20 protein-coding genes and 1 pseudogene are annotated in these 21,929 nt (G+C 46.8%); 17 read left to right on the top strand and 4 right to left on the bottom strand.

The window, feature by feature from the left end:
• Positions 1-139: 139 nt before the first annotated feature.
• On the bottom strand, positions 140-451 hold the full coding sequence (locus ACTIE6_RS23100; RefSeq protein WP_056291297.1) for an isoamylase early set domain-containing protein: 312 nt from the start codon (positions 449-451) through the stop codon (positions 140-142).
• 149 nt (positions 452-600) lie between these two features.
• Positions 601-2,862, bottom strand: coding sequence for a TonB-dependent receptor (locus tag ACTIE6_RS23095; RefSeq protein WP_439558880.1), 2,262 nt, complete (start codon positions 2,860-2,862; stop codon positions 601-603).
• Between the two features lie 209 nt (positions 2,863-3,071).
• Between ACTIE6_RS23095 and ACTIE6_RS23090 the strand changes: the two genes are divergently transcribed.
• Entirely contained in the window at positions 3,072-3,482 is a 411-nt protein-coding gene (locus ACTIE6_RS23090) for a DoxX family protein (RefSeq protein WP_439558879.1), read from the top strand.
• A 55-nt stretch (positions 3,483-3,537) separates the two neighbouring features.
• Here the strand turns inward: ACTIE6_RS23090 and ACTIE6_RS23085 are convergent, their stop codons facing one another.
• A complete protein-coding gene (locus ACTIE6_RS23085) occupies positions 3,538-4,509 on the bottom strand; it encodes an aldo/keto reductase (RefSeq protein WP_439558878.1) in 972 nt (323 codons plus the stop codon).
• A 154-nt stretch (positions 4,510-4,663) separates the two neighbouring features.
• On the opposite strand from ACTIE6_RS23085, the gene ACTIE6_RS23080 reads away from it, so the two are divergent.
• From ACTIE6_RS23080 to ACTIE6_RS23055, 6 genes are all read left to right on the top strand, one after another.
• Complete coding sequence (locus tag ACTIE6_RS23080) at positions 4,664-5,428, top strand: M23 family metallopeptidase (protein ID WP_439558877.1); 765 nt, start codon at positions 4,664-4,666, stop codon at positions 5,426-5,428.
• 65 nt (positions 5,429-5,493) lie between these two features.
• Positions 5,494-6,780 (top strand): aminotransferase class V-fold PLP-dependent enzyme, encoded by a 1,287-nt coding sequence (locus ACTIE6_RS23075; protein WP_439558876.1) that lies wholly within the window; start codon positions 5,494-5,496, stop codon positions 6,778-6,780.
• A gap of 198 nt (positions 6,781-6,978) precedes the next feature.
• Positions 6,979-7,596, top strand: a complete 618-nt coding sequence (locus ACTIE6_RS23070; RefSeq protein ID WP_439558875.1) for a hypothetical protein — start codon at positions 6,979-6,981, stop codon at positions 7,594-7,596.
• Positions 7,597-7,606: 10 nt separating this feature from the next.
• Positions 7,607-8,779 carry a glutathionylspermidine synthase family protein gene (locus ACTIE6_RS23065; RefSeq protein WP_439558874.1) on the top strand — a complete coding sequence of 391 codons (1,173 nt, stop codon included), beginning with the start codon at positions 7,607-7,609 and terminating at the stop codon, positions 8,777-8,779.
• Between the two features lie 243 nt (positions 8,780-9,022).
• Positions 9,023-9,355, top strand: a complete 333-nt coding sequence (locus tag ACTIE6_RS23060) for a hypothetical protein (protein WP_439558873.1) — start codon at positions 9,023-9,025, stop codon at positions 9,353-9,355.
• A 156-nt stretch (positions 9,356-9,511) separates the two neighbouring features.
• Complete coding sequence (locus ACTIE6_RS23055; RefSeq protein ID WP_439558872.1) at positions 9,512-10,252, top strand: SDR family NAD(P)-dependent oxidoreductase; 741 nt, start codon at positions 9,512-9,514, stop codon at positions 10,250-10,252.
• Here ACTIE6_RS23055 and ACTIE6_RS23050 read toward each other — a convergent pair.
• On the bottom strand, positions 10,246-10,629 hold the full coding sequence (locus ACTIE6_RS23050) for a cupin domain-containing protein (protein WP_439558871.1): 384 nt from the start codon (positions 10,627-10,629) through the stop codon (positions 10,246-10,248). The genes ACTIE6_RS23055 and ACTIE6_RS23050 overlap by 7 nt on opposite strands.
• A gap of 486 nt (positions 10,630-11,115) precedes the next feature.
• On the opposite strand from ACTIE6_RS23050, the gene ACTIE6_RS23045 reads away from it, so the two are divergent.
• From ACTIE6_RS23045 to ACTIE6_RS23000, 10 genes and pseudogenes are all read left to right on the top strand, one after another.
• Positions 11,116-11,274: a hypothetical protein gene (locus tag ACTIE6_RS23045; RefSeq protein ID WP_439558870.1), complete on the top strand. Its 159-nt coding sequence runs from the start codon at positions 11,116-11,118 to the stop codon at positions 11,272-11,274.
• Positions 11,275-11,413: 139 nt separating this feature from the next.
• Positions 11,414-13,795 (top strand): TonB-dependent receptor, encoded by a 2,382-nt coding sequence (locus ACTIE6_RS23040; protein WP_439558869.1) that lies wholly within the window; start codon positions 11,414-11,416, stop codon positions 13,793-13,795.
• 3 nt (positions 13,796-13,798) lie between these two features.
• On the top strand, positions 13,799-14,764 hold the full coding sequence (locus ACTIE6_RS23035) for a DUF4249 domain-containing protein (RefSeq protein WP_439558868.1): 966 nt from the start codon (positions 13,799-13,801) through the stop codon (positions 14,762-14,764).
• A gap of 144 nt (positions 14,765-14,908) precedes the next feature.
• Positions 14,909-15,439 carry a hypothetical protein gene (locus ACTIE6_RS23030; RefSeq protein WP_439558867.1) on the top strand — a complete coding sequence of 177 codons (531 nt, stop codon included), beginning with the start codon at positions 14,909-14,911 and terminating at the stop codon, positions 15,437-15,439.
• 132 nt (positions 15,440-15,571) lie between these two features.
• Positions 15,572-16,126, top strand: a complete 555-nt coding sequence (locus tag ACTIE6_RS23025) for a carboxymuconolactone decarboxylase family protein (RefSeq protein ID WP_439558866.1) — start codon at positions 15,572-15,574, stop codon at positions 16,124-16,126.
• Positions 16,127-16,139: 13 nt separating this feature from the next.
• The gene (locus tag ACTIE6_RS23020; RefSeq protein WP_439558865.1) at positions 16,140-16,715 is read left to right on the top strand and encodes a carboxymuconolactone decarboxylase family protein; all 576 of its coding nucleotides are present in this window, start codon (positions 16,140-16,142) and stop codon (positions 16,713-16,715) included.
• Between the two features lie 18 nt (positions 16,716-16,733).
• A complete protein-coding gene (locus ACTIE6_RS23015; protein ID WP_439558864.1) occupies positions 16,734-19,505 on the top strand; it encodes a TonB-dependent receptor in 2,772 nt (923 codons plus the stop codon).
• An 11-nt stretch (positions 19,506-19,516) separates the two neighbouring features.
• Positions 19,517-20,605 carry an MFS transporter gene (locus ACTIE6_RS23010; RefSeq protein WP_439558863.1) on the top strand — a complete coding sequence of 363 codons (1,089 nt, stop codon included), beginning with the start codon at positions 19,517-19,519 and terminating at the stop codon, positions 20,603-20,605.
• Positions 20,578-21,651, top strand: a complete 1,074-nt coding sequence (locus tag ACTIE6_RS23005) for a DUF3179 domain-containing (seleno)protein (protein WP_439558862.1) — start codon at positions 20,578-20,580, stop codon at positions 21,649-21,651. Before ACTIE6_RS23010 ends, ACTIE6_RS23005 begins: the two co-directional genes overlap by 28 nt.
• Positions 21,652-21,690: 39 nt before the next feature.
• A pseudogene (locus ACTIE6_RS23000) lies at positions 21,691-21,929 on the top strand (TonB-dependent receptor); the annotation flags it as partial.

Here is a 21,929-nt window from a genome sequence, read left to right as displayed (position 1 = left end):
GGCATATGCAGTAACTTCTCGCACGTGCCCTTCGACTGCGCTCAGGGTGACAAAAAAAGGAACCCGGAAGTATACATTACTCCGGGTTCCTTTTTTTAGCCGACAGCCGACAGCCGACAGCCGACAGCCGACAGCCAAATTAGCTGCAAACAACCACTGAATTCTCCGAAGCTTCGTCTACGCCAGCTGGGACGTATTTGTCTGCTTCCCAGTCATTTTCCCACTTCTCGTCGTCAAGAATATAGCGGAACTGATGTTCGCCTGCACCTAGTTCAAGGCTCGTTTTGAATGATCCGTCTTTCTGCTTTTTAAGTACAAGTGCCTCTGGATTCCACTCATTAAACTCTCCGACAAGTGCAACTTTTTTCGCTTCGGCAGCAGCCTCAGCAGGAACTGTAAATGTTACTTTGTAAACAGATTTACTCTTTACAAACTGTTTCGTTAATGCCATAACTAAGTAGTGTTAAATAATTAATGAGACAAATATACAATCAATCTATATTCAAATCAATGAATATCAATACTGTATATGTTTTTACTCTTTGAAAAATCATAAACAAGCCACTTCTTCCCATTTTTTGACCCGACCATCGAGGTGGTTTAATGCAAGGTATAACGCATTCCAAGAAAGACCCTGCGCCCCTGATTCGGAGCGTAAACGTAAGAGGGATCGAAGGTAAGTCCATACGGATTTTCAGGTGTGGGAATCACTTGTCCCTGCTCGTTAAACTGTACTTTCTTGTCAAACGGATCATTGGATCGGGCAATGGAATTCGCAGGTGGCGTGAAGTTTAGCAGATTTTTGACACCCCCGTAAATTTCTATGCCATTGTCAAACTTCTTGGTGACCTGAATATTTTGCAAAGACCACACCGGCGATCTCCGCGCCCGCGGATCCGTCTCACTTAATACTGGCAAACGCATTGGTCCATACATATTTCCGGTGTAGTCGAATGAAATTCCCGCCTTTTGGATCTCGTAATTGACCGACCACACAGCTGTCAATTTTTCGGTTAAGACAGGCCGGAATTTTGATCCGTTTTCAACCTGGTAATTGTCCATTAAAGTCCCACCCGCGATTATTTTCAGCGGGAACGAAAAGTTAAAGTCCAGGTTCAGGCTGATACCTTTTGACACGGCGTACCCGTCGAGATTGTCATAAATGATCTGGTTTGGATCGGTATCGTAGTCTGGCAAAATGCGGTTGGTGAAATGTGTGTAAAACAGCGACGCGTCGAGTCCGACAAATGAATTGCCCGTCACGATCTTTTTGACTAGGTTCAGGTTTGCATTCCAGCTCTGCTCGGGATTGAGCGCCTCTTTCACAATTACCTGCCGCGAACCAGTCAATGCAGCGTGGTCTTCGGTAAATAAATTAACAATCCGGAAGCCGCGGCCCACATTGAGCCGGACCACGTCTGTCTGGTTAAACTTGAACTTGTAAGCGGCGCGAGGCGTAAAAATGCTTCCGTGGCGACTGTTATAGTCATATCGCGCGCCCAGGAGCAATGCATGTGCGCCCGCTTTGATCTCATCCTGGATAAAGAAACCCGGCAGGTAAATCTTGTCGGCGTGATCCTGCCCGTCGAGGTACCTTGTTGCGGTGGTGTTATCATTGTAAAAAGTATATCGGAAAGGAGAGCCGATCAGCAGGTTATGTTTGCCGATTTCTTTGTCCCAAAGCAACTGCGCGAATGCGATTTTCTGATCTGCAAGAAAGGGTACATTCCCGTAAACCGAGTTCTGGTGATGCGAGCTGAATGAATATTGAAGTGTGATTTTCTCCTGCGTCGGAAGCTGATAATTGCCAAGTAACTCAAACCGGGAAGTATAAATGCTTTCGCCATACACCTCGTCGCCCCCGCGGTACGATTTGTTCCAGTTCATCTGTCCACCCCAGCGATCTTCATAGTAGTATCTCGCGGCAACATTGGCTTGTTTGTTGTTTTTGAGGTTAAATGACCATTTGTTGAAAACTGAAATCCTGTTTTGTAAAGTAAGATCAGTGAATCCGTCCCCATTTTTATCAAGGGGATTTTGATAATTGAAATAATTGACCCCTAAAATCGCATTCACATTTTGCGCAGGTGAAAGTTTAACACCGAGGTCCAGATTGTAATCCAGCCAGCTGGTACTGAATGCATCTGCCGAAAATACTGGCGCCTTCGAAGGATTTTTGGTAATAATATTGATCAGCCCGCCCACAGCTTCTGAACCATAGAGTGTCGAAGCCGGGCCTTTTACAATTTCTACCCGGTCGATCAGGCTGTTCGGAATACCGGATAATCCGTATACAGTAGAAAGTCCGCTTACCATCGGCATTCCGTCGATCAGTACCATTGTGTATGGACCTTCGAGCCCGTTCATGTGGATATCGCCGGTATTGCAGACGTTGCAGTTCAGTTGAGGCCGCACGCCGTTAACATAGCTAAGTCCTTCAAATATGCTTGGAACAGGGTTTTTATAAATGAATTTGGCTGTGATAATATCCACCGGTACCGGACTGTCCAGTTTGGAAACTTCCTTCATCGTGCCGCTTATTACCACTTCATCAAGTGAATTTGCGCCTGATTTCATCACAAAGTTTCTCACCAAATCGTGTTCTATATGGACGTTCTTTTCGACGATGGTCGGCATTGAAATGTAGCTTACCCGAATGGTATATACGCCGGAAGGAATTTTGGGAATGCGAAAATTTCCCAGCGTATCGGCGGTTGTACCCGTTTTTAGCTGGTCAATGTAAACCGAAGCGCCAAAAGCAGTTTCCTTTCCATTTTCTAGTGAAATGTTCCCACTTAATGTATGCTGCGCCCGGGCGGACACACTGAGTACAATGAAAATCAATAGTATGCGTAGCTTCATAAAGTGTTCTAAATATCTATTTAACTAAACCTGATCTATATTTTAGGTAAATCTAAAATTTTAACTTGACATGTAAAAATTCATTCCACAGGCAGCACGAAATTATTTCGAGACCAAGTAATCTGAGAATTCCTTTATTTTGCTGCGAAAAGAAATTTGAGGCCACATAGGATGTTGTGGCTGTCGGTTATTCACACTAAAAATGAGTCATGCTAAAAAGTTTTTTAAAACCCATTAAGCTGCCTGCGTCGGCGGATTTCGGCGTGTTAATCCTGCGTGTTGGTATTTCTTGCCTGATGCTGACCCACGGATATGCCAAACTTTCAGGTTACCTGGGCGGCGATCATGCTTTTGCCGACCCGATCGGGATAGGGGAGGAACTATCTTACATCCTGACGATTTTGGCTGAATTCGGGTGTTCTATTCTCCTGATCCTCGGACTGTTTACAAGAGCTGCATTGATCCCGCTCATTTTTACGATGCTGGTAGTTGTCTTCATCGTTCATGGTCCGGATTCTTTTGACAAGAAGGAGCATGGAGTTTCCTTTCTGATCACTTACTTTACCCTGTTCTTCACAGGCCCGGGCAAGTATTCGATTGACAGCAAATTGTATCGTTAATCCATTTGAATGCCCATAAAAAAACCGCCCCGATATCCGAGGCGGTTTTTTTATGCTATTGCGACCATTCTGTTGGTTTGCGGTCCCAGCGGTGATTTTTCATTCTTTCTGCTACCTCTGATGAAAGCAGGTTTCCGTCGCTCACTGCTACGTTGGAGCGTACGTGCGGCAGCTTCCGCATTCCCGGAATCGTCGTATGTACGTCGGGATTGTTGAGGATGAAGCGCAATGCAAGTTCCGGCATGGTCATTCCAGCCGGAATATCTGCCTTCAAAGCTTCCGCGTGGTCTACGCTCGAATTCAGGTTTTCGGGGACGAAGTAAGTGGCGCGCCAGTCGTCAGCGGGGAATACAGTATCTTTTGTTAAAGTACCTGTTAATGTACCTTCGTCAAAAGGTACGCGGGCGATCACGGCAATATCCAGCTCGCGGCAAAGCGGGAAAAGGTTGTCTTCCGGCGCCTGGTCAAAGATATTGTAAATCACCTGCACAGCGTCGATCAGCCCGGTTTTCAGGGTTTCGAGTGCATTATCCGGTTCCCAGCGGTTGATACTGATCCCCCAGCTGGCTACCTTACCTTCCTGCGTGAGCTTCTGAACTGCCTCTTTCCATTCATCTTCCTGCGCCCACGAATCTTCCCAGACGTGGAATTGCAGCAAGTCGATTTGCTCTGTGCCAAGATTCTGCAAGCTCTTTTCGGTATATTCTATAATGTAATCGGCCGGGAAAACTTCACGAAGTGTGAACTCGGGCCGGGAAGGCCACTGGCGGTTTTTAGGCGGGATTTTAGTAGCAGCATAAAGCTTGCGACCTGCGTTTCTCTTGATCAGCTCACCTAGTATCCGCTCGCTCAAACCTTCGCCATAACCCCAGGCGGTATCAAAAAAGTTAACGCCCGATGCTACTGCCAGTTCTAGTGAATCATCAGTTTCCTTGCGGTCGGAGCCGGTCCAGCCTGCAAGGCCCCACATTCCATACCCTATCTCGCTCACCTGCCAATTAGTGCGTCCAAAACGACGGTATTGCATTTGATTTCAGTTTTAGTGTTACTGGTTTAAAGAAAAGCATAAATCCTTTTTAATGTAAATAGAAATACATTTGTAAGATATAATTTGTAAAAACAGGCAACTACCCGGTTGAAGCAGGCAGTGGCGAATGAATTTCATGACAACTTTATTTTTGATGACAATAAAAAGAGCGGCAGGCTTGCTGTTGATCATCAGTGTTTCGGCTTTTATCAAAAAAAGTGAATCTTCCGAAGATCTGGCAGCCTATTGCGCCGCATTCAACCAGATCCAGCTTGATATCAGGGACGGAGCAATTTCGCCAGATTCGGCCCGCAAAGCATTTTCCGAAGTGATGATGAACATCAGGAAGTCGGTACGACCGGATACCTGCCGCGGAATTGACTCTGCTTATTTCGTGTATCCTGTCAAAGGATATTTGCCCCGCGAATCGGTAGGTTCCAGGGGAAGAGGCTACCGCCCGAATGGTTTTGACCTCTTCGACAGGGAAGTAGCAGGCAGTCACCCCGCCCATGACCTTTTCGTGCGCGACAAAGACCAGGATAACCTCGACGACCGCACCTGGAAACCTATCGACGTACTTTCATTTACCTCAGGCATTGTATTGGCCACAGAAACCGGCTGGAAGTATGATAGTGAGCTGCGGGGCGGCAACTGGATCTGGATTTACGATCCGTGCCTAGACGGACTTTTCTATTACGCCCACAACAATATCGTAGAAGTACAGCCCGGACAAAGCGTGAAAGCAGGCGACAAAATAGCCGAAATGGGCAGGAGCGGCTACAATGCATACAAACAAAGGTCGCCCACGCACGTGCATTTGATGTACCTGCAACTGGATAGTCTGGGTATGCCGGAGCCTTACAATACTTATGAATGGATGCTGCAATCCATCGTGAAAAGTGACCCGGAGATGGAATGATTGGGATTGCTGCATTTTATTAATAAATTGTAGCTGACTCAATTACCACTTCCTAAACCACTTTTATGAACAATCGCCGGTCCTTTTTCAGAAAGAGCGCCGCCCTCGGTATGGGCGCCTTCGGTATCGACAGCCTTTTCAATGAAATTCATGCCGAAAATTTCAGTGATGCAGAGAAGTTTTGGAAAGCCGACAGCAACGATAATGAAGATTACTGGTCGGTGATCCAGGATGCTTACACAGCCAGCAAAAGTGAGATCATCATCCTGAACAATGGCGGCGTGTCGCCTTCTCCGATCGCAGTGCAGGAAGCTTTGGAAAAATACAACAAAGCCGCCGCGCAAGGTCCTTCTTACTATATGTGGCGCATTATGGATAAAGGCCGCGAGCCGCTGCGCCAGCGACTTGCAGGATTAGCAGGCTGTAATCCCGAAGAGATTGCGATCAACCGAAATGCGACAGAGGCATTGAATACCATTATTTTCGGTCTGCCGCTGGAAAAGGGCGACGAAATTATCGGTACCATTCAGGATTACCCGAATATGATCCAGGCCTGGAAGCAGCGCCAAATGCGTGACGGGCTGGTTTACAAGCAGCTATCTTTTGATTTTCCCATTGAAAATGACGATCAGATCGTAAAAGCATTCGCGGATGCGGTCACTCCCAAAACCAAAATCATCCACGTAACCCACATTATCAACTGGGTCGGACAGATTATGCCGGTGAAGAAGATTTGTCAGATGGCGCATGCAAAAGGCATTGAAGTGGTAGTAGATGGCGCACATACTTTCGGGCTGCTTGACTATAAAATCCCTGATCTCGACTGCGATTACTTCGGTACCAGCCTGCACAAATTTTTAAGTGCGCCGGTTGGCAGCGGAATGATGTGGATCAAAAAGGATAAGATTGAAAAAATATGGCCGCTGCTTTGCAACAGCCAGCCTAAAAGCGGGGATATCCGTAAATTTGAAACGCTGGGTACCCGAAGTTTTCCCATTGAACAGGCAATTGGCGAGGCGATCAATTTTCAGGAAGGAATCGGCTCAAAACGCAAGCAGGAAAGGGTTCATTACTTGAAAAAATACTGGGCCGAACAAGCGGCGCAGATCCCGGGAGTCAAAATCCATACTTCTCTCAAACCTGAGTTTTCCTGCGCCATCGCCGGCGTGAGTGTGGATGGAATGAAACCCGAGGAAGTGGACAGCAAGCTGATGAAAGATCACAAGATCCACACAGTGGGCATTAACTGGGAAAATATCCATTGCGTACGGGTTACCCCGCATGTTTATACCAAACTGAGCGATCTGGACAGGCTGGTAGGCGCATTGGAAAAAATAGCAAAGAAGGCATAGTTCTTATACAGTAACTTACATGAGGCACGATCTGGTCACAGGTTGTGCCTTTGTTTTTTAACAATAACTAACAGAACCGCTCGTAAAGTAAAAGGGGATTTACACACACTTAATCATGCCACTCGCAAGATAATGCACAGCGCAGGAGGGGTAAAGGCGTATTTTTAAGAATTGTCAGTAAAGAAACCAAAGGTTAATATGACACAAATCAAAAAAGGCTCTTTCATCAAGCATGTGAAAGATATCAGTATCGGCAGTGCGCTCGCCATCGCGTTGCTTTCGGGAATGACATTGGGCAGCTGTTCTTCCAACCGGGAGGACGAGGAGGCTTACAGCTATGAAGAAACAAGTTACACCAAAGGTATCCGGTCGCACATCAAGGAAGTGAAACCCGGTGAGTTCAAGATAACCGACGAGGAAAACGTGGCACCCGACAGTTCAGGCGCAATCGTGACTTACCTCGATGGACATACAGATAAATGGAGCCCCGAAGCAGCTAAGGCGCTTATTGATGAGGAAATCCGTACCAATCAGTCTTACGTGGGGCATCACAGCGGGTTATCTTCCATGCTGCTTTACGGCGGAATGGGTTACCTGCTCGGCCGCAATTCCAGTAATGGATATATGAACAGTTACCGCAACGCGGGCGGGGCTTCGGCACGGGGATTTTACAGCAATCCGGCAACGTATGACAAGTCGCAGAGTACATTCAGGCAGGTCGACGCTTCACGTACCACACGCACAGTAAGTTCGAGGCCGAGCAGCGGCAGAAAAGGGTTTTTTGGAAGATCGTCGTCAGGCAGAAGCGGCGGGTAAAAATTGGAATATGGTTGAGATTAGAACTTTAGTGGACGGACCCGAACGGGCGTTTCAAAATGCAGGCTGGGATTGGATGTTGGGTACCGACACAGTTCCTTATGTGGTGAATGCGGTAGCGGTAGTCACTGAGGAGCAGGCGGCGCAGTACTACGCAGCGGCCAATACTTTATACGAAATGTTTGTGGAAGCCGGTCAATATGTGATCGACAATCACTTATTCAAAGACCTCGGCATTCCCGAAAACCTGATTGAGTTGATCAAACTCTCGTGGGAAGATGAGCGGAATATTCATTTATACGGTCGGTTTGATTTAGCTGGCGGATTCGGGAACGATCAGGTGAAACTGATTGAGTTCAATGCAGATACCGCAACCTGCATTCCTGAAACTTCCGTGGTACAATGGGCGCATCTGAGAATGAACGGGCTGGATGAGGCGCAGCAATTCAATACTTTATACGAAAGCCTGGCAGATCAGTTCAGGTACCTTAAAGAAGTAAACCCCGACCTGACACCTTCTATACTCTTTTCGACCATGCGGGATTATCCCGAGGACGAAACGAATGTGGCTGTGCTGGCAGCGGCGGCACAAGAGGCGGGGTTTGATACTGAGTTTGCGTATATAGATGATGTTGAGTTTTCAAATGGCGAAGGGATTTTCTTCCAGGATCCTACAACAGGCAATTTCATTCGATTCGATTTTTGGTTTAAGCTGGTTCCCTGGGAGTACATTGGTTTCGACGAGCCCGAGCTGGCTACGATGCTGACTGAAATTGTCAGGAACCGGAAGGCGGTGGTGCTCAATCCGGCATATGCATTGCTTTTTCAGTCCAAGTACATTTTAAAGGTACTGTGGGATCTGTATCCGTACCATCCCCATTTGTTGCAGACTGAACGGTATGCGATCCCGCACAAACAGTCGGTGAGTAAGGTGTTGTTTGGAAGAGAGGGCGCGAATGTATCGATATTGGAAAAAGGCGGCGACGTGATAGAAACTGCGGGAGGCGAATACGGCGAGCAAAAGAAAATCTACCAGGAGTATATGCAATTCCCAACAGACCAGGAGGGAAAGAGCTACCAGGCGGGTGTTTTTCATGTTGGGGAAGCCTGCGGACTGGGCTTGCGGCGCGGAGGAAAAATTCTCGACAATACGGCTCAGTTTATAGGTCACATTGTTGAATGAAATTTTTTTAGGGCCTATAAGTCAATTTGTTGTAGATGTTTTTTGGCCAAAATTCCCTTAAAATTTGCCGCTGGCTAACATATTCTACCGCTGGCTAAACATTTTAATGGAAAGCAACATCGTGTGGTAATGTTTGTATTAAATATAATTCATCAGCTGGTACGAATATTTTGATGAAATATTTGGGTTTTTACGCCGTCGCCAGAACATTCAACCAATCCGAAATTCTTAAACGCAACCGTTATGATACACGAGAAAATTTTTTACCTTAAAAGTGGCAGAGAAGTTAAGGTAGTAGTGAAAGGTTACTTCCTGAATGACAATCCGCAGTTCAATACTGAATACGAAGTTTTAATTAAAGAACCCAAAGAAAAGTTCTTTCGCACACCGATCGGAACAAATCATCCTCAATACTGGAAAATGAAGCGTTCCACATCCCAGCAGGCAAAAATGTTGCTTCTTGAATATAGTGGTATCTCGCAACGGCAGGTTAATCAGGCGGTTTCAGAATTCAACAAAGTAGTGAGCTTCCCTTCTGCGCAGATCGGATTGCAATATGAAAGCGAGCTGGTGTAATTAAGGAAAGTCGCATTACATATATACCCCACCGGATCCAAAAACAGGAGCCGGTTTTTTTGTGCCTGATCCGGATTACATCATGAAGGCAGGAAAGTAAAAAAAGTGTTATTTGCACTTATAAACAGGCCCAATCACCTCAACCTTACCCTCAACATGCCATTCAAGTCACAAGTAGCTGTTATCACAGGCGCGGCCTCCGGTTTGGGGCTGGTTATCGCACACAAACTTTTAAATGATGGCGCAAGTGTGGGGTTACTGGACCTGAATGAAACTGGGCTTTTAGAACATTTCGTCGGAAATCAGAGGCAAGAGGAAGTAATAGGAGTAGATGTGACCGACGAATTACAAGTGCAGCGGGCCATCGAGAAAGTAATAGCGCGCTTCGGCAAAATAGATATCCTGATCAACTGCGTCGGGATCACGGGCGTAACCCAGGTGAAAAGTCACGAAGTGAGCAGCGAGAACCTGAGGAAAGTGATGGATGTGAATTTTATGAGCGCATTCTACACATCGAAGGCAGTATTACCCTTTATGCTGGCTAACAATTACGGCCGGATATTGCATGTTGCTTCCATTGCCGGAAAGGAAGGTAATGCAGGAATGCTGGCCTATTCTGCTTCAAAAGCGGCAATTATCGGCATGACGAAAGTACAGGGGAAAGAGTATGCCGAAACCGGAATTACGATCAATGCGCTGGCGCCGGCAGTTATTCAAACGCCCCTGGTAGCCGCAATGCCGGAGGCGCAGGTGCGGTATATGACAGAAAAAATCCCGATGAAACGGTGCGGCACGCTGGAAGAAGCAGCGAACATGGCCGCATTCATTGTTTCCCCTGAAAACAGCTTTACTACCGGCTTTACCTTCGATCTTTCTGGCGGACGTGCTACTTACTGAGTCGGCTCCGTCTTATTTTCCAATTCAATAAAATCCTGGCGGGCGGGAGTGAAGCAGTCGATGACTTTGCATTGCGTATGTGCTACTGCGGAGTGTGGTGCATTGGAAGGAATGTAGGCAGTCATGCCGCTTGTGAGCAGCTTCTTTTCTCCGAGTATTTCAAATTCAAGTTCACCTTCGAGCACGTGGCACCACTGTTCGTGAAAATGGCTGTGCTCAGGCAGTACAGTCCCGCTGTCAATCGTGAAATGGCCAAAAGTCTGCTGTTCCGAGTGCGCCAGCGTCCCATAAATCCCATCCCATATTTTGACTACTTTTTTGGTGTTGAAATTGACGAAAGGCATGATTGTGAGCTGGATAGTTTTGTTATTGGACACATTATGTACAGAACTTCACCTGATCGGGTAATTAGTTCAGCAATGTAACTGTCAACAAAGATGGGTGATTTACCGATCGTTTGACGCAGCCTACCTTTAAAAAACTGAGTCTCGTAATAGTGGCGCAAAGGCATGGAAATGTGTGATAGAGCACCAAATCAAGTCTGTTTCTTTCGGCTACGTAAGCCGTTGAATAGAAGTTGAGGGTTTCTATTGTTCATTAAACACCAAAGTGCCATGAAGACGAAGAATTTAGTGCTCACATTTTCTACCGCATTCTTGTTAGTTATTGGTTGTAAAGACAAGGAAGTTTGGGTGGAAGATTCACCGTACATAACTGTAACCTCTCCCACAAAGGAGCAGTTAATTCAAGACAATGATAGTATTCGCATTAAGGCAGTAATAGAACCTAAATCGGGATCAATTACTTCCTATCACATTATTCTGCTAGATAATGACAAGCAATCTATCTTGAATAATAAGGTAATGTGTGAAAAAAAACAGATCAGCGTGTCAATTGACACTGCATTCACTTATAACATCAATAAAACTTCTAGTCTCCTCTTACAGGTACACGCTCAACTTGAAGATGGAACTTACCTCCGCGACGAAACCCGCTTCAAGCTGGTAGATACCAAGAAATGAAACCTGTTTGATACTCAATCAACACAGCCAATCTCCAATTGCCTGCTGGACAACTCATGTCCATAGTATTTGGGTTGCCCGGCAGAGGCAATACTTTTCCATCAAACACACTTCAAATCATGAAAATACCTATCATTATATGCCTGCATTTATTTTCCACTTTGCACTCGCGCAGGAACGTATAACAATCAGCGGTTTTGTTAAGGAGCAGGGAAGTGAAGAGTTGCTGACCGGAGTAAATGTTTATATACCCGGAACTTCCACGAATGCAGTTACCAATAACTATGGTTTTTATTCACTTACTGTCCCGCCAACAGACTCTGTAACCATATCCTATTCACTTGTTGGTTATGAGAAATCCGACCGCCGCATCCAGGCTAATCAAAATATCGAGGTTAATGTCTTTCTTTCCTCCGCCCGGCAACTGGAAGAGGTAGTCATTTCCGCGAGGAGGCAGGAAGATTATGTCAGCAGGTCGGCGCAGATGAGTACAGTTGGTATTCCTATCGACCAAATCAAAAGAATGCCGGCGTTGTTTGGAGAAAAGGATGTTTTAAAAGGACTCCAACTAATGCCAGGCGTGCAGAAAGGTACCGAGGGACAAACAGGCTTGTACGTTCGCGGCGGCGGGCCGGACCAGAACCTGATCATACTTGATGACGCCGTTGTATACAATGCAAGTCACCTCTTCGGGTTCTTTTCGGTATTCAATAGTGATGCAATTAAGAATGTGGAAATGACCAAAGGCGGTTTTCCTGCACGCTACGGCGGTCGGCTCTCTTCTGTGGTGGAGATGAATATGAAAGAGGGTAGCAAAGACAAGCTGCACGGAGAAGGCGGGATTGGATTGATTGCTTCTCGGGTTACATTGGAAGGGCCGCTGGCGAAAGGTAAATCGTCTTACATTATCTCTGCAAGAAGAACCTATATCGATATTCTGTCAGCTCCGGTAATTAAACATTTGAATAAAAAATCTGAGAACACCTTTCAGCCAGGTTATTACTTCTATGACCTGAATGCCAAAATTAATTATGATCTGGGACCAAAAGACAAGGTTTACCTGAGCGGGTACCTTGGACGTGATAATTTTATCGTCAAGGAAAAACTGACGGACTTTCAAATGCAGGCAGGTATGTCCTGGGGCAATGCGACAGCGACAATGCGCTGGAACCATATCCTGAACAGAAAGCTGTTTGCGAATACATCGCTCATCTTTACCGATTTTTATTTTAAAACAAGCAGCCATTTCAAGGAGTATACGGGACAAGAGCGGACGTTGAGCGAGTCAGGTGTTGCTTACAGCTCGCGCATCCGGGATTTTAGCTTTAAAACTGATTTTGACTACTATCCTGTTGCTGCTCACGCCATTAAATTTGGCTTGCAGGGCACCTTTCACAAATCCATACCCTCAGCAATGAACGTGCAGGGAGCATACAGCGAGGAGGCAATTGCTCCAAAAAAGGAGCAGGTGCATTCATTGGAAGGCGGCGCTTATATCGAAGATACCTGGCAGGTAATTGATGCTTTAAAGATGAATGCAGGCTTTCGACTAAGCTACTTTCGGGCGCGTGAAAAGGATTATGTGCGCCCTGAGCCACGCTTTTCAGCAGCTTTAAGACTCGCCCCGGATTTTTCCGCCAAAGTATCCTACGCCCGAATGAACCAGTATGTTCACCTCTTATCGAATACGGGGCTTGGCTTGCCTACGGACCTGTGGGTAACAAGTACTGACCGCATTAAGCCGCAACAATCCAGTCAGTTTGCATTTGGCTTCGCAAAAGATCTTGAAAAGCCAGCGCTCACATTTACCCTCGAAGGTTTTTACAAAAATATGAATGATATCCTCGGCTATAAAGAAGGAGCGACGTTCATAGGGATCACTGGTGAGAATGCAAGTGACGTTAAATGGGAAGATAATGTGACCTCGGGAAGCGGCTGGTCTTACGGCGCGGAATTCCTGGCTCAAAAAAAGAGCGGGCGCTTTTCAGGCTGGGTAGGCTACACATTGTCATGGATCTACTGGAAGTTTCCCGAGTTGAACAATGGAAGAGTATTTCACCCGCGCTACGACAGAAGGCACGATTTATCCGTTGTCGGAATTTACGAGCTGAGCAAACGGGTCACATTGTCTGCCAGCTGGGTATATGGAACCGGAAATGCACTCAGTGTACCCACATCTACCTACAACGCGATGGAAATGAGTTTTTTCAGTCGGTATAATCCTTCTGAAACAGTGCTTAACCGCAACATAGGCGGAATGACCATTTCGCAGTTCGACAGCAAAAATGATTTTCGGGCAGAAGCTTTTCACCGGCTTGACTTCTCTGTCCAATTCCACAAGAAAAAGAAACGTTACGAGCGAACATGGGAAGTTAGTGTGTATAACGCATACAATCGCAAAAATCCCTTTTTCTATGACCTCTCGCAAAATGTTACATCTCCGGGTGTAACAGAGCGCAGCCTGAAAAAATATTCCCTTTTTCCGGTACTTCCTTCCGTAAGCTACAACTTCAAATTTTAAGCCATGAAAAACCTGAAATTATATTCCTGCTTGTTCATACTGGCGGCAGGGTTGCTGTTGACTTCCTGTGAATCTTTTGTGAACGATATTCCGGAAGCGAAACTTCCAAAGAGTGAGTCCAGGCTGGTAATCAGCTCTGTTATTGCGCCGCAATTATCACACATCAATGTAATTGTGACAGAATCTGTTCCTCTGTTTTCCAAATCGGGAGCAACGGGTAAAAGAATTGAGAATGCAGTTGTCAGGATTACTGACGGTGTGAAGGAAGTAACGATCCCTTACAATGCGGAAAACAATCTTTATAGTTTAGAGCAGTCGAAGTTCCCCATTGAACCTTCAAAAACATATACATTGTCAGTTTCAGATGGAAAAAGAAACGTGACGGCCCAGTGCACGGTGCCTGCTAAGACGCCGCAAAGAGCATCGTATGTTTTTGATACTTTGGTCTTTGAAGAAGGGTCAATAAGGGATACAGCCATTACCTTGAAAATGACCTGGCGGGACATTCCCGGAGATACAAACTACTACGTTGTTGATGGAGTAATGGATATTGATTATAGCATCCTCGTGAAAGAAAGTTCCGGGAAGCTCGTTGAAAATCGGATCTCTTACCTGTTTCCATTCAACTGGGATTGGCAGCAAGGGAAAAATAAACTACAAAGTGACAGCTACCAGGACGGCGCGCTGTTTACCTCGCCGACAGGAAAAATCACCTTGCCGAGGATACAGGAGGAAATACGCGACGGTAAAACCATAAAAGTATATCCCAAAACGAAAATCAAGCGTGTGATTTTAGAGGTATTGAATGTAGATCAGCATTACTATAAGTACAATCGGTCTCTCGAAGCAAGGAATAATGCCGACAACCCTTTTGCCGAACCTGCCACGGTGTATTCTAATGTAAAAGGTGGATTCGGCTTTTTTGCAGCGTATAACTCAGTTCAAATCAGGTTAAGTAAGTATCAATAGAGGGCGTATTCTAGATTCCTCACGCATTTACATCCGAATTTTTTAAAAAATCTTCTGGTATATATAAATACTTCCAGGGGATTTTTAACTTTGCTAAGTTCAATCTTTCTTCCTATTCAAACATTGCGCAGGATTTTATCCATAATGCTGCTTGGGCTTTTGCTCTATAATATGGTGGGCTATTCGATAGTCTACCTGTTGGAGGAGCGGCATGAGATCGGTGCAGTGAATACGGATCTGATCCAGCAGTCGGCCAGCTCGGCGGATATTGTGATCAAAGTGCCTGTGGCGGTTCCTTATCAGACCAACTGGGAAACGCCCGAATCCGTGGAAGGTCAGATCCGGCATGAAGGCAGGTTTTACCAGATGAAAAGCCAGCAGTTGCTCAATGACACCATGTACGTGCATTGCGAGCTGGACCAAACCGCCCGTGACAGGTTTACCGACCTGGTTTCCAAGATCAATGATCAGGTTACCGGTCAGTCGGACAATGCCAAAGACCAGCATTCCAGCATTCTCAAAAATTTCCTCAAAGAATACATGGGCCAGGATAGAAAGCACGTCTTTTATGTGCTTGAATGGACTCCCTCCCATTTGATTATTTCTTCATCAACACCTGCCTTTACAACCGAAAGGCATGCTTCCATTCCTGCGCCGCCACCTGATCGCGCATAGTAAATCCATTTACCCCATTCCGAAGATCTGAGCCAAGATTTTGCACAAACCACTGTGTTTATGCAGGATTGTTCATGTTGCGATCTGCCGGAAGGGACAAGTAATTATTTACTATAAACGATCATTCCGAAAATGGCACATATCACCTTGCCCGACGAATCACTTCCGGGCATTGTCGGACTTTTCAATTTCAGGCCGGAAACGGCAGCACCTTTGCAGCTATTAGCCGAAACTTTACTAAGGAGCAGCTCTTCACTGACCAGTGGCGAAAGAGAGCTGATCGCAGCTTACGTTTCACATCTTAACAATTGTCATTTCTGCCACACGTCCCACGCCGCTGCCGCTATGGCGCACCTGGAATGTGACCTGGCTTTGATTGACGACATCAAAAATGATTTCAGGCAAATCGAAGTGTCTCCGAAATTACGCGCTTTGCTCCGTATCGCAGCCAAAGTGCAGCAAAGCGGGAAGGAAGTGCGGGAGGAAGATGTAGCAAATGCAAGAGCAGAGCAGGCAACAGATCAGGAGATACACGATACCGTGCTGATCGCCGCGGCTTTTTGCATGTTCAACCGCTATGTGGACGGACTGGGTACCTGGGCGCCTCAGGAGCATGAGGCCTATCGTGAAATGGGACAACGTATGGCCCACACAGGTTACGTCAGGTTTCCAGTTCTTCAAGACTAAAAGCACTTTCGATATGCCACATATTCCGCTGCCTGACCACTTGCCAGGCATTACCGGCTTGCTGGAATACAGTAAAGAAACGGCGCACCCGATCCGTTTGCTTACCCAGTTTTTATTAAGGGGAGAAAACAGCCTGAGCGAAGGTGAGCGCGAGTTGATCGCAACCATCGTGTCGCACCATAATGAATGCAAATTCTGCACGGCAGCACACACCGCTGCTGCCGACATTTTGCTTGGCGAGAACGAAACCTGTGAAATGGTGAAACAGGATATCGATACCGCGCCGGTAAGTGAAAAAATGAAGGCGCTCCTGAAAATCGCCCGCCTGGTTCAGGTCAGTGGAAAAGCGGTGACCCCGGAAGCGGTAATCAATGCACGCAATGCGGGCGCTACCGATTTGGAAATCCACGATACCGTACTGATCGCCGCCCTGTTTTGCCTGTACAACCGCTATGTGGACGGAATGGCGACTGTCGCTCCCACTGATCCTCATTTTTACCTGGGCCTTGGTCAGCGACTCAAAGACCATGGTTACAACAGATTGCCAAATGGTTACGATCATTTGAAAAAACAAAATCAACCTTCCTGACTATTAAAAATTCTGTGTATGAAAAAACATTTACTCCTGTTATCCCTGCTTTTTTGCATCGCCATTTCACAAATAGCAGTAGCGCAATCAACTAAAATCCGGGGACAAATAGTTGATAGCGAATCGCGAAAGCCACTTTCCGGCGTTTCGATCTCAGTGAAGGGAAAGAATACCGGTGCTGTTACCAATTCCGAAGGTTTGTTTGAATTAACAACCTCATTACCAGCTAAGCTAGCGATTTCGCTGGTAGGTTACGCCCGCCGGGAAGCAGAGGTAACTTCAGGCGATAAGCTGGAAATTAGCCTGGTACCTGCCATAGAGGAATTGAACCAGGTGGTTGTTACGGCATCGCGGGTGGAGGAAAGTATTTTGCGCTCGCCGGTGAGCATCGAGAAAATGGATGCGCGCGCCATTCAGCAGACTCCTTCGGCTAATTATTACGACGGGTTGATCAATATGAAATCGCTGGATATGGTGACGAGCAGCCTTACTTACAAGCAGATCAACACCCGCGGATTCAATACTACTGGAAATAGCCGGTTTTTGCAGCTGGTCGACGGTGTGGATAACCAACCTTCCGGGCTTGGCTTTGCAATGGGAAATTTATTTGGGCCGCACGATATCGATGTGGAAAGCGCAGAGCTGATTCCCGGTGCTGCGTCTGCATTGTATGGTCCGATCGCATTCAATGGAATGCTGAATACACGCACCAAAAACCCGTTTGAATACCAGGGGCTAAGTGCACAAACCAAGATCGGGGTCAACCACATTGGCGACGGTACCGGACTGGGTGCCAAGCCGATGTACGATCTGGCAATCCGGTACGCGAAGGCATTTAACAATAAATTTGCTTTCAAAGTCAATGCATCTTACCTGAAAGGAACTGACTGGTATGCAAACAATTATACCGACATTGATCCTAACACGCCGGAAACAAACCGCGGCCCGAACAACCCGGGCAAAAACCAGTTGAACATTTACGGAGACGAAGTGGCTCAGACACTCCCGAACATCGGGCGGGTGTCACGTACAGGCTACGAAGAAAAAGACCTGGCTACCTACAGAGTTTACAGCCTCAAACTGAATGCAGCATTGCATTACCGCATTACCGACAAGCTGGAAGCCATTTACCAGGGTAATTTCAACCAGGGAACTGCTCAGTATACAGGTAGTAACCGTTTTGTTATCAATGATTTTAAGTTTATCCAACACAAACTCGAACTCCGCGGAAGCAATTTCTATGTAAGAGCTTACACCAACCAGGAGCTTTCTACCAATTCGTACAATACCCGCGCACTTGGCCAGCACATTAACAGAACCTGGGTAAAAGACCTGACTGGCGCGACTGTTTCTCCCGACAAAGCCGACGCGGCTTGGTTTGAAAGGTATGCAGCCGCTTACAATGGGGCACTTGGGGGAATCGTTTCAAAAGATCACAATGCTGCCCGCGCCTTTGCAGATCAGGGACGCATTTTGCCGGGCAGCTCCGAGTTTGACAGTGCGAAAGATGCATTGATCAAAACGAGAGGCTTGTCCGGGGCGGGTATCCTCAGTGAATGCAGCCTGCGCCACGTTGAGGGAATGTACGATTTCAGCTCTGCATTGAAGATCTTCAATTTGCAGGTGGGCGGAAATTACAGGAAGTATTTTCTGAAAACCGGCGGGACGCTTTTTGACGATAAAGACAAGAACCTGACGAATGAAGAATATGGCGTTTTTGCGCAAGCTTCCAAATCGTTGTGGAAAGAGCGTTTGAAACTCACATTGTCGGGCAGGTATGATAAAAATGAGAATTTCGACGGTCGCTTTACACCCCGCGCGTCCGCTGTTTTTTCTCCGACAGAAAACCATCATTTTCGCGCCTCATACCAGACCGGCTTCCGGAATCCTACCGTCAGTGATCAGTTCATCAAGCTGAATGTAGGCCCGATCATCATCTTGGGAGGCGCGCCTGTGAACTCGCAAGGGTTGAATGCTTATGAAAATTCAGTGACCATTGCGTCATTCTCTGCTTTCGCGAATGCATTTGGTGCTGACATGCAAAAGGGTATCCCATTCCCCCAGGCAGTTGCGAACAACAAGGATAAGCTGGTAAAATCCAATGTGCCTTACATCAAATCCGAGAAAGTAAAAAGCTACGAGATTGGTTACAAAGGTTTGTTAAGCAAGAGGTTGCTGTTTGATATCAACTATTATTACAGTCAGTATACCGATTTTATGATCAATACCGTAGTCGCACGGGCAAAGTCGGATATCCTGCTGCCGGACGGAACGGTAAATCCTGCTGCGGCGGCTGAACTGCTCGGTGCCGACAGACAGCTTTTTCAGTTGTATACCAATGCAGCCGACCAGGTTTCTATCCAGGGTGTGAGTGCGGGACTTACGTATTCTCTGCCTAAAAACTACAAGCTGAGCGCCAATGCAACCTGGATCGACTTCAATATCGGGGACGCCGACGCGAACAATATTCCCGCATTCAACACACCGGAATGGAAGTCTAACGTGGTTTTTGGTAATCCAAAACTGACCGATAAACTGGGCTTCAACATAGCCTGGCACTGGCAAAGCAGCTTTGACTGGTACGGTACATTCACCGAAATGCGCCCGGGGAAAGTGCAGGCTTATAACCTGCTCGACGCACAGGTAAGCTACCGCATTCCTTCGCTGAAAACCATCGTGAAAATCGGCGGCTCCAACATCACCAACAAGTATATCGTGCAGGCATATGGATCGCCGGCTGTGGGCGGGCTATACTATGTGAGTTTGAATTTCGATCAGCTATTCAGATAACCACACGAGCTATGCAAACTCTCGAAATAAGAGGTATTCAATCGGAAAGCGTTTCCGGAAAATGGCTTGCATTCGCATTGTGTTTTGTGAGCTATACATTCAGCGGGACAGTTTCGACGCTGATGTCGGTGTTCTTGCCGGTGGCTGTTCCCGAATTGAGCGGCGGCCCGGTAAGTGAATCCGCAATGGGCGAAATCGGTGCTTATATCAATGCATTGTATCTGTACGGCTGGATGTGCGGCGGTTTGTTTTTCGGTGTTGTGAGTGATCGCATTGGCCGTGTGAAATTGCTTGCGCTGGTCACCGCGCTTTACGGAATTTTTACCTGCCTGGTTACGATCGTTCCCAATTTATACACACTGGTCGCATTCCGTTTCTTTGCAGGAATGGGCGTAGGCGGCGTTTTGCTGATCTCCACGGTTTACATTTCCGAGATTTGGGACGACAAAACAAAGGCGGTTATGCTGGGTATCCTGGCGGTTTGTTTCCCTGTCGGCATTGTTACAACCGGAAGCCTGAACCTGATTTTTTCCGATTGGCGGAGTGCATTCGGGATTGGTGTCATTCCCGTACTTACTGCGGTAATCATTTTTATGTTTGCGCCTGAATCTGCCAAATGGCGCGACCTCAAAGTTGCGGGAAAGAAGCCTCAGCAGCTGCTCACAGGTGAAAACCGGCTCAACCTGATCTCTGGCTCTGTCATATTCGGGTCGGTGCTGATCGGGCTCTGGGGCATATTCTCGTGGCTTCCTACCTGGGTGCAAACTTTGCTTCCAGCCGGAGAAAACGGCCAAAAGGAACGCGGGCTGATCATGATCCTGCTCGGTGCCGGCGGCATTCTTGGCGGCGTTTTCTCGGGTGTTTTGCTCAATCGTTTTGGCAAAAAGAAAACGTTGACCGCCGTGTTCACGGGCTGCCTGGTGATGTGCTGTATTTTGTTTTTGACAAATAACACTTTTTCCAACATCGTCTATCTCGAAACAGCCGTGCTTTCATTTTGCTTCGGGATCAGCCAGGGTGCATTGTCGAGCTACATTTCCTGCTATATGAAATCGCAAAGGTCTATTTTATCATGCCGATGCCGGGCAGCCAGCGCATGAACAGCATTGACCTGGCTTATTTTCTGCATACCTGGCGCTGGGTTTTCCGCATTACATTCTGGGCAATGATCCTGGTTGGTTCAGGGGCTGTGTTTAAGACGAAGATGAAGTGGCTTCCTGGCTTGCTGCTGCTGGTAGCACTCGGGATTACTTATGCTACCAACTATGAAATGGCGGCAGACACCATGTTTTATCAGCCGGGTACTTTGTTAATGCAAAATGCGGCGGCCAATAAAGTAGGTGCAGACAGGCTGGTGACCGGCGCAGTCGTGAATGGCGAAGCAAAAGCGTATCCCATCCAATTCATCGGCTATCACCATCAGGTGCGCGATAGTCTGGGTGGGAAACCGGTGATGGTTACTTATTGTACGGTTTGCCGCACGGGGAGGGTTTTTGAACCTATTGTAAATGGCAAGAACGAGCATTTTAGGCTGGTAGGAATGGACCATTTCAATGCGATGTTTGAAGATGAATCAACAGGCAGCTGGTGGCGGCAGGCAAATGGAGAGGCGATTGCAGGTGCATTAAAAGGTAAAACACTACCCGAAATTACCAGTTCGCAAACTTCCCTCAGGCAGTGGCTCAAACTCCATCCAAACAGCAAGATCATGCAACCCGACCCGGCTTACCAGGCTAAATACGATTCGATGAGCCGGTATGAAAGCGGGAAAAACAAATCGATGCTGACGCGCGCGGATTCGCTTTCGTGGAAGGATAAATCGTGGGTAGTAGGTGTAAAAACCCGGGACGGAAGCAAGGCTTTTGACTGGAACCGGCTTAAAAAGGAGCGGCTTATCCAGGATCAGGTCGGATCGGCCCCGGTAGTCGTCATGCTCGCTGCTGATAAAAAGAGCTTTTTCGCTTTTGAAAATCCACATAAGGAGAAACTTCGGCTGCAAAATGACACGCTTTACAGCGACAATGCAACCTATAATTTACTGGGGAATCGCATTGCAGGTACCGGCGACGATCTCAAACCCGTCAATGCTTACCAGGAATACTGGCATAGCTGGAAAACTTTCCATCCGGAAACGGCGCGGTATTGACTTGCGCTTCCATTGTTTACAAACCGTTTTTGATTGCTAATGAAATTCGCTTTTTACCTCCTCATTCTCCTTTTTACCACCCTCACTTTTCGTGTAAATGGACAGGTGGAGAAAAAGGATTTTGAAAAAGTACTCGACCTGAAAGAAGTTACCATTGAACAGCGCAGGAATATCATTCACACAGAGCGGCTTCCTGATGTACATAACACTTTTATCACGGCCGGAAAGAAGAACGAAGTAGTTCAAATGGAAGGTGTGAACGGGAATATCGCTGAAAA

Origin of the sequence: Dyadobacter sp., from assembly GCF_051859145.1 — a bacterium.
Taxonomy (GTDB): domain Bacteria; phylum Bacteroidota; class Bacteroidia; order Cytophagales; family Spirosomataceae; genus Dyadobacter.
This window is presented reverse-complemented; position numbering and strand designations above follow the sequence as displayed.

Bases quoted from the DNA above. Each gene is read 5' to 3' on its own strand.
- ACTIE6_RS23075 (WP_439558876.1), top strand. From the start codon at position 5,494: ATGAACAATCGCCGGTCCTTTTTCAGAAAGAGCGCCGCCCTCGGTATG.
- ACTIE6_RS23005 (WP_439558862.1), top strand. From the start codon at position 20,578: ATGCCGATGCCGGGCAGCCAGCGCATGAACAGCATTGACCTGGCTTAT.
- ACTIE6_RS23010 (WP_439558863.1), top strand. From the start codon at position 19,517: ATGCAAACTCTCGAAATAAGAGGTATTCAATCGGAAAGCGTTTCCGGA.
- ACTIE6_RS23080 (WP_439558877.1), top strand. From the start codon at position 4,664: ATGACAATAAAAAGAGCGGCAGGCTTGCTGTTGATCATCAGTGTTTCG.
- ACTIE6_RS23095 (WP_439558880.1), bottom strand. From the start codon at position 2,862: ATGAAGCTACGCATACTATTGATTTTCATTGTACTCAGTGTGTCCGCC.
- ACTIE6_RS23100 (WP_056291297.1), bottom strand. From the start codon at position 451: ATGGCATTAACGAAACAGTTTGTAAAGAGTAAATCTGTTTACAAAGTA.
- ACTIE6_RS23025 (WP_439558866.1), top strand. From the start codon at position 15,572: ATGGCACATATCACCTTGCCCGACGAATCACTTCCGGGCATTGTCGGA.
- ACTIE6_RS23035 (WP_439558868.1), top strand. From the start codon at position 13,799: ATGAAAAACCTGAAATTATATTCCTGCTTGTTCATACTGGCGGCAGGG.
- ACTIE6_RS23090 (WP_439558879.1), top strand. From the start codon at position 3,072: ATGCTAAAAAGTTTTTTAAAACCCATTAAGCTGCCTGCGTCGGCGGAT.
- ACTIE6_RS23070 (WP_439558875.1), top strand. From the start codon at position 6,979: ATGACACAAATCAAAAAAGGCTCTTTCATCAAGCATGTGAAAGATATC.
- ACTIE6_RS23085 (WP_439558878.1), bottom strand. From the start codon at position 4,509: ATGCAATACCGTCGTTTTGGACGCACTAATTGGCAGGTGAGCGAGATA.
- ACTIE6_RS23065 (WP_439558874.1), top strand. From the start codon at position 7,607: ATGGTTGAGATTAGAACTTTAGTGGACGGACCCGAACGGGCGTTTCAA.
- ACTIE6_RS23045 (WP_439558870.1), top strand. From the start codon at position 11,116: ATGTGTGAAAAAAAACAGATCAGCGTGTCAATTGACACTGCATTCACT.
- ACTIE6_RS23015 (WP_439558864.1), top strand. From the start codon at position 16,734: ATGAAAAAACATTTACTCCTGTTATCCCTGCTTTTTTGCATCGCCATT.
- ACTIE6_RS23040 (WP_439558869.1), top strand. From the start codon at position 11,414: ATGCCTGCATTTATTTTCCACTTTGCACTCGCGCAGGAACGTATAACA.
- ACTIE6_RS23055 (WP_439558872.1), top strand. From the start codon at position 9,512: ATGCCATTCAAGTCACAAGTAGCTGTTATCACAGGCGCGGCCTCCGGT.
- ACTIE6_RS23020 (WP_439558865.1), top strand. From the start codon at position 16,140: ATGCCACATATTCCGCTGCCTGACCACTTGCCAGGCATTACCGGCTTG.
- ACTIE6_RS23060 (WP_439558873.1), top strand. From the start codon at position 9,023: ATGATACACGAGAAAATTTTTTACCTTAAAAGTGGCAGAGAAGTTAAG.
- ACTIE6_RS23030 (WP_439558867.1), top strand. From the start codon at position 14,909: ATGCTGCTTGGGCTTTTGCTCTATAATATGGTGGGCTATTCGATAGTC.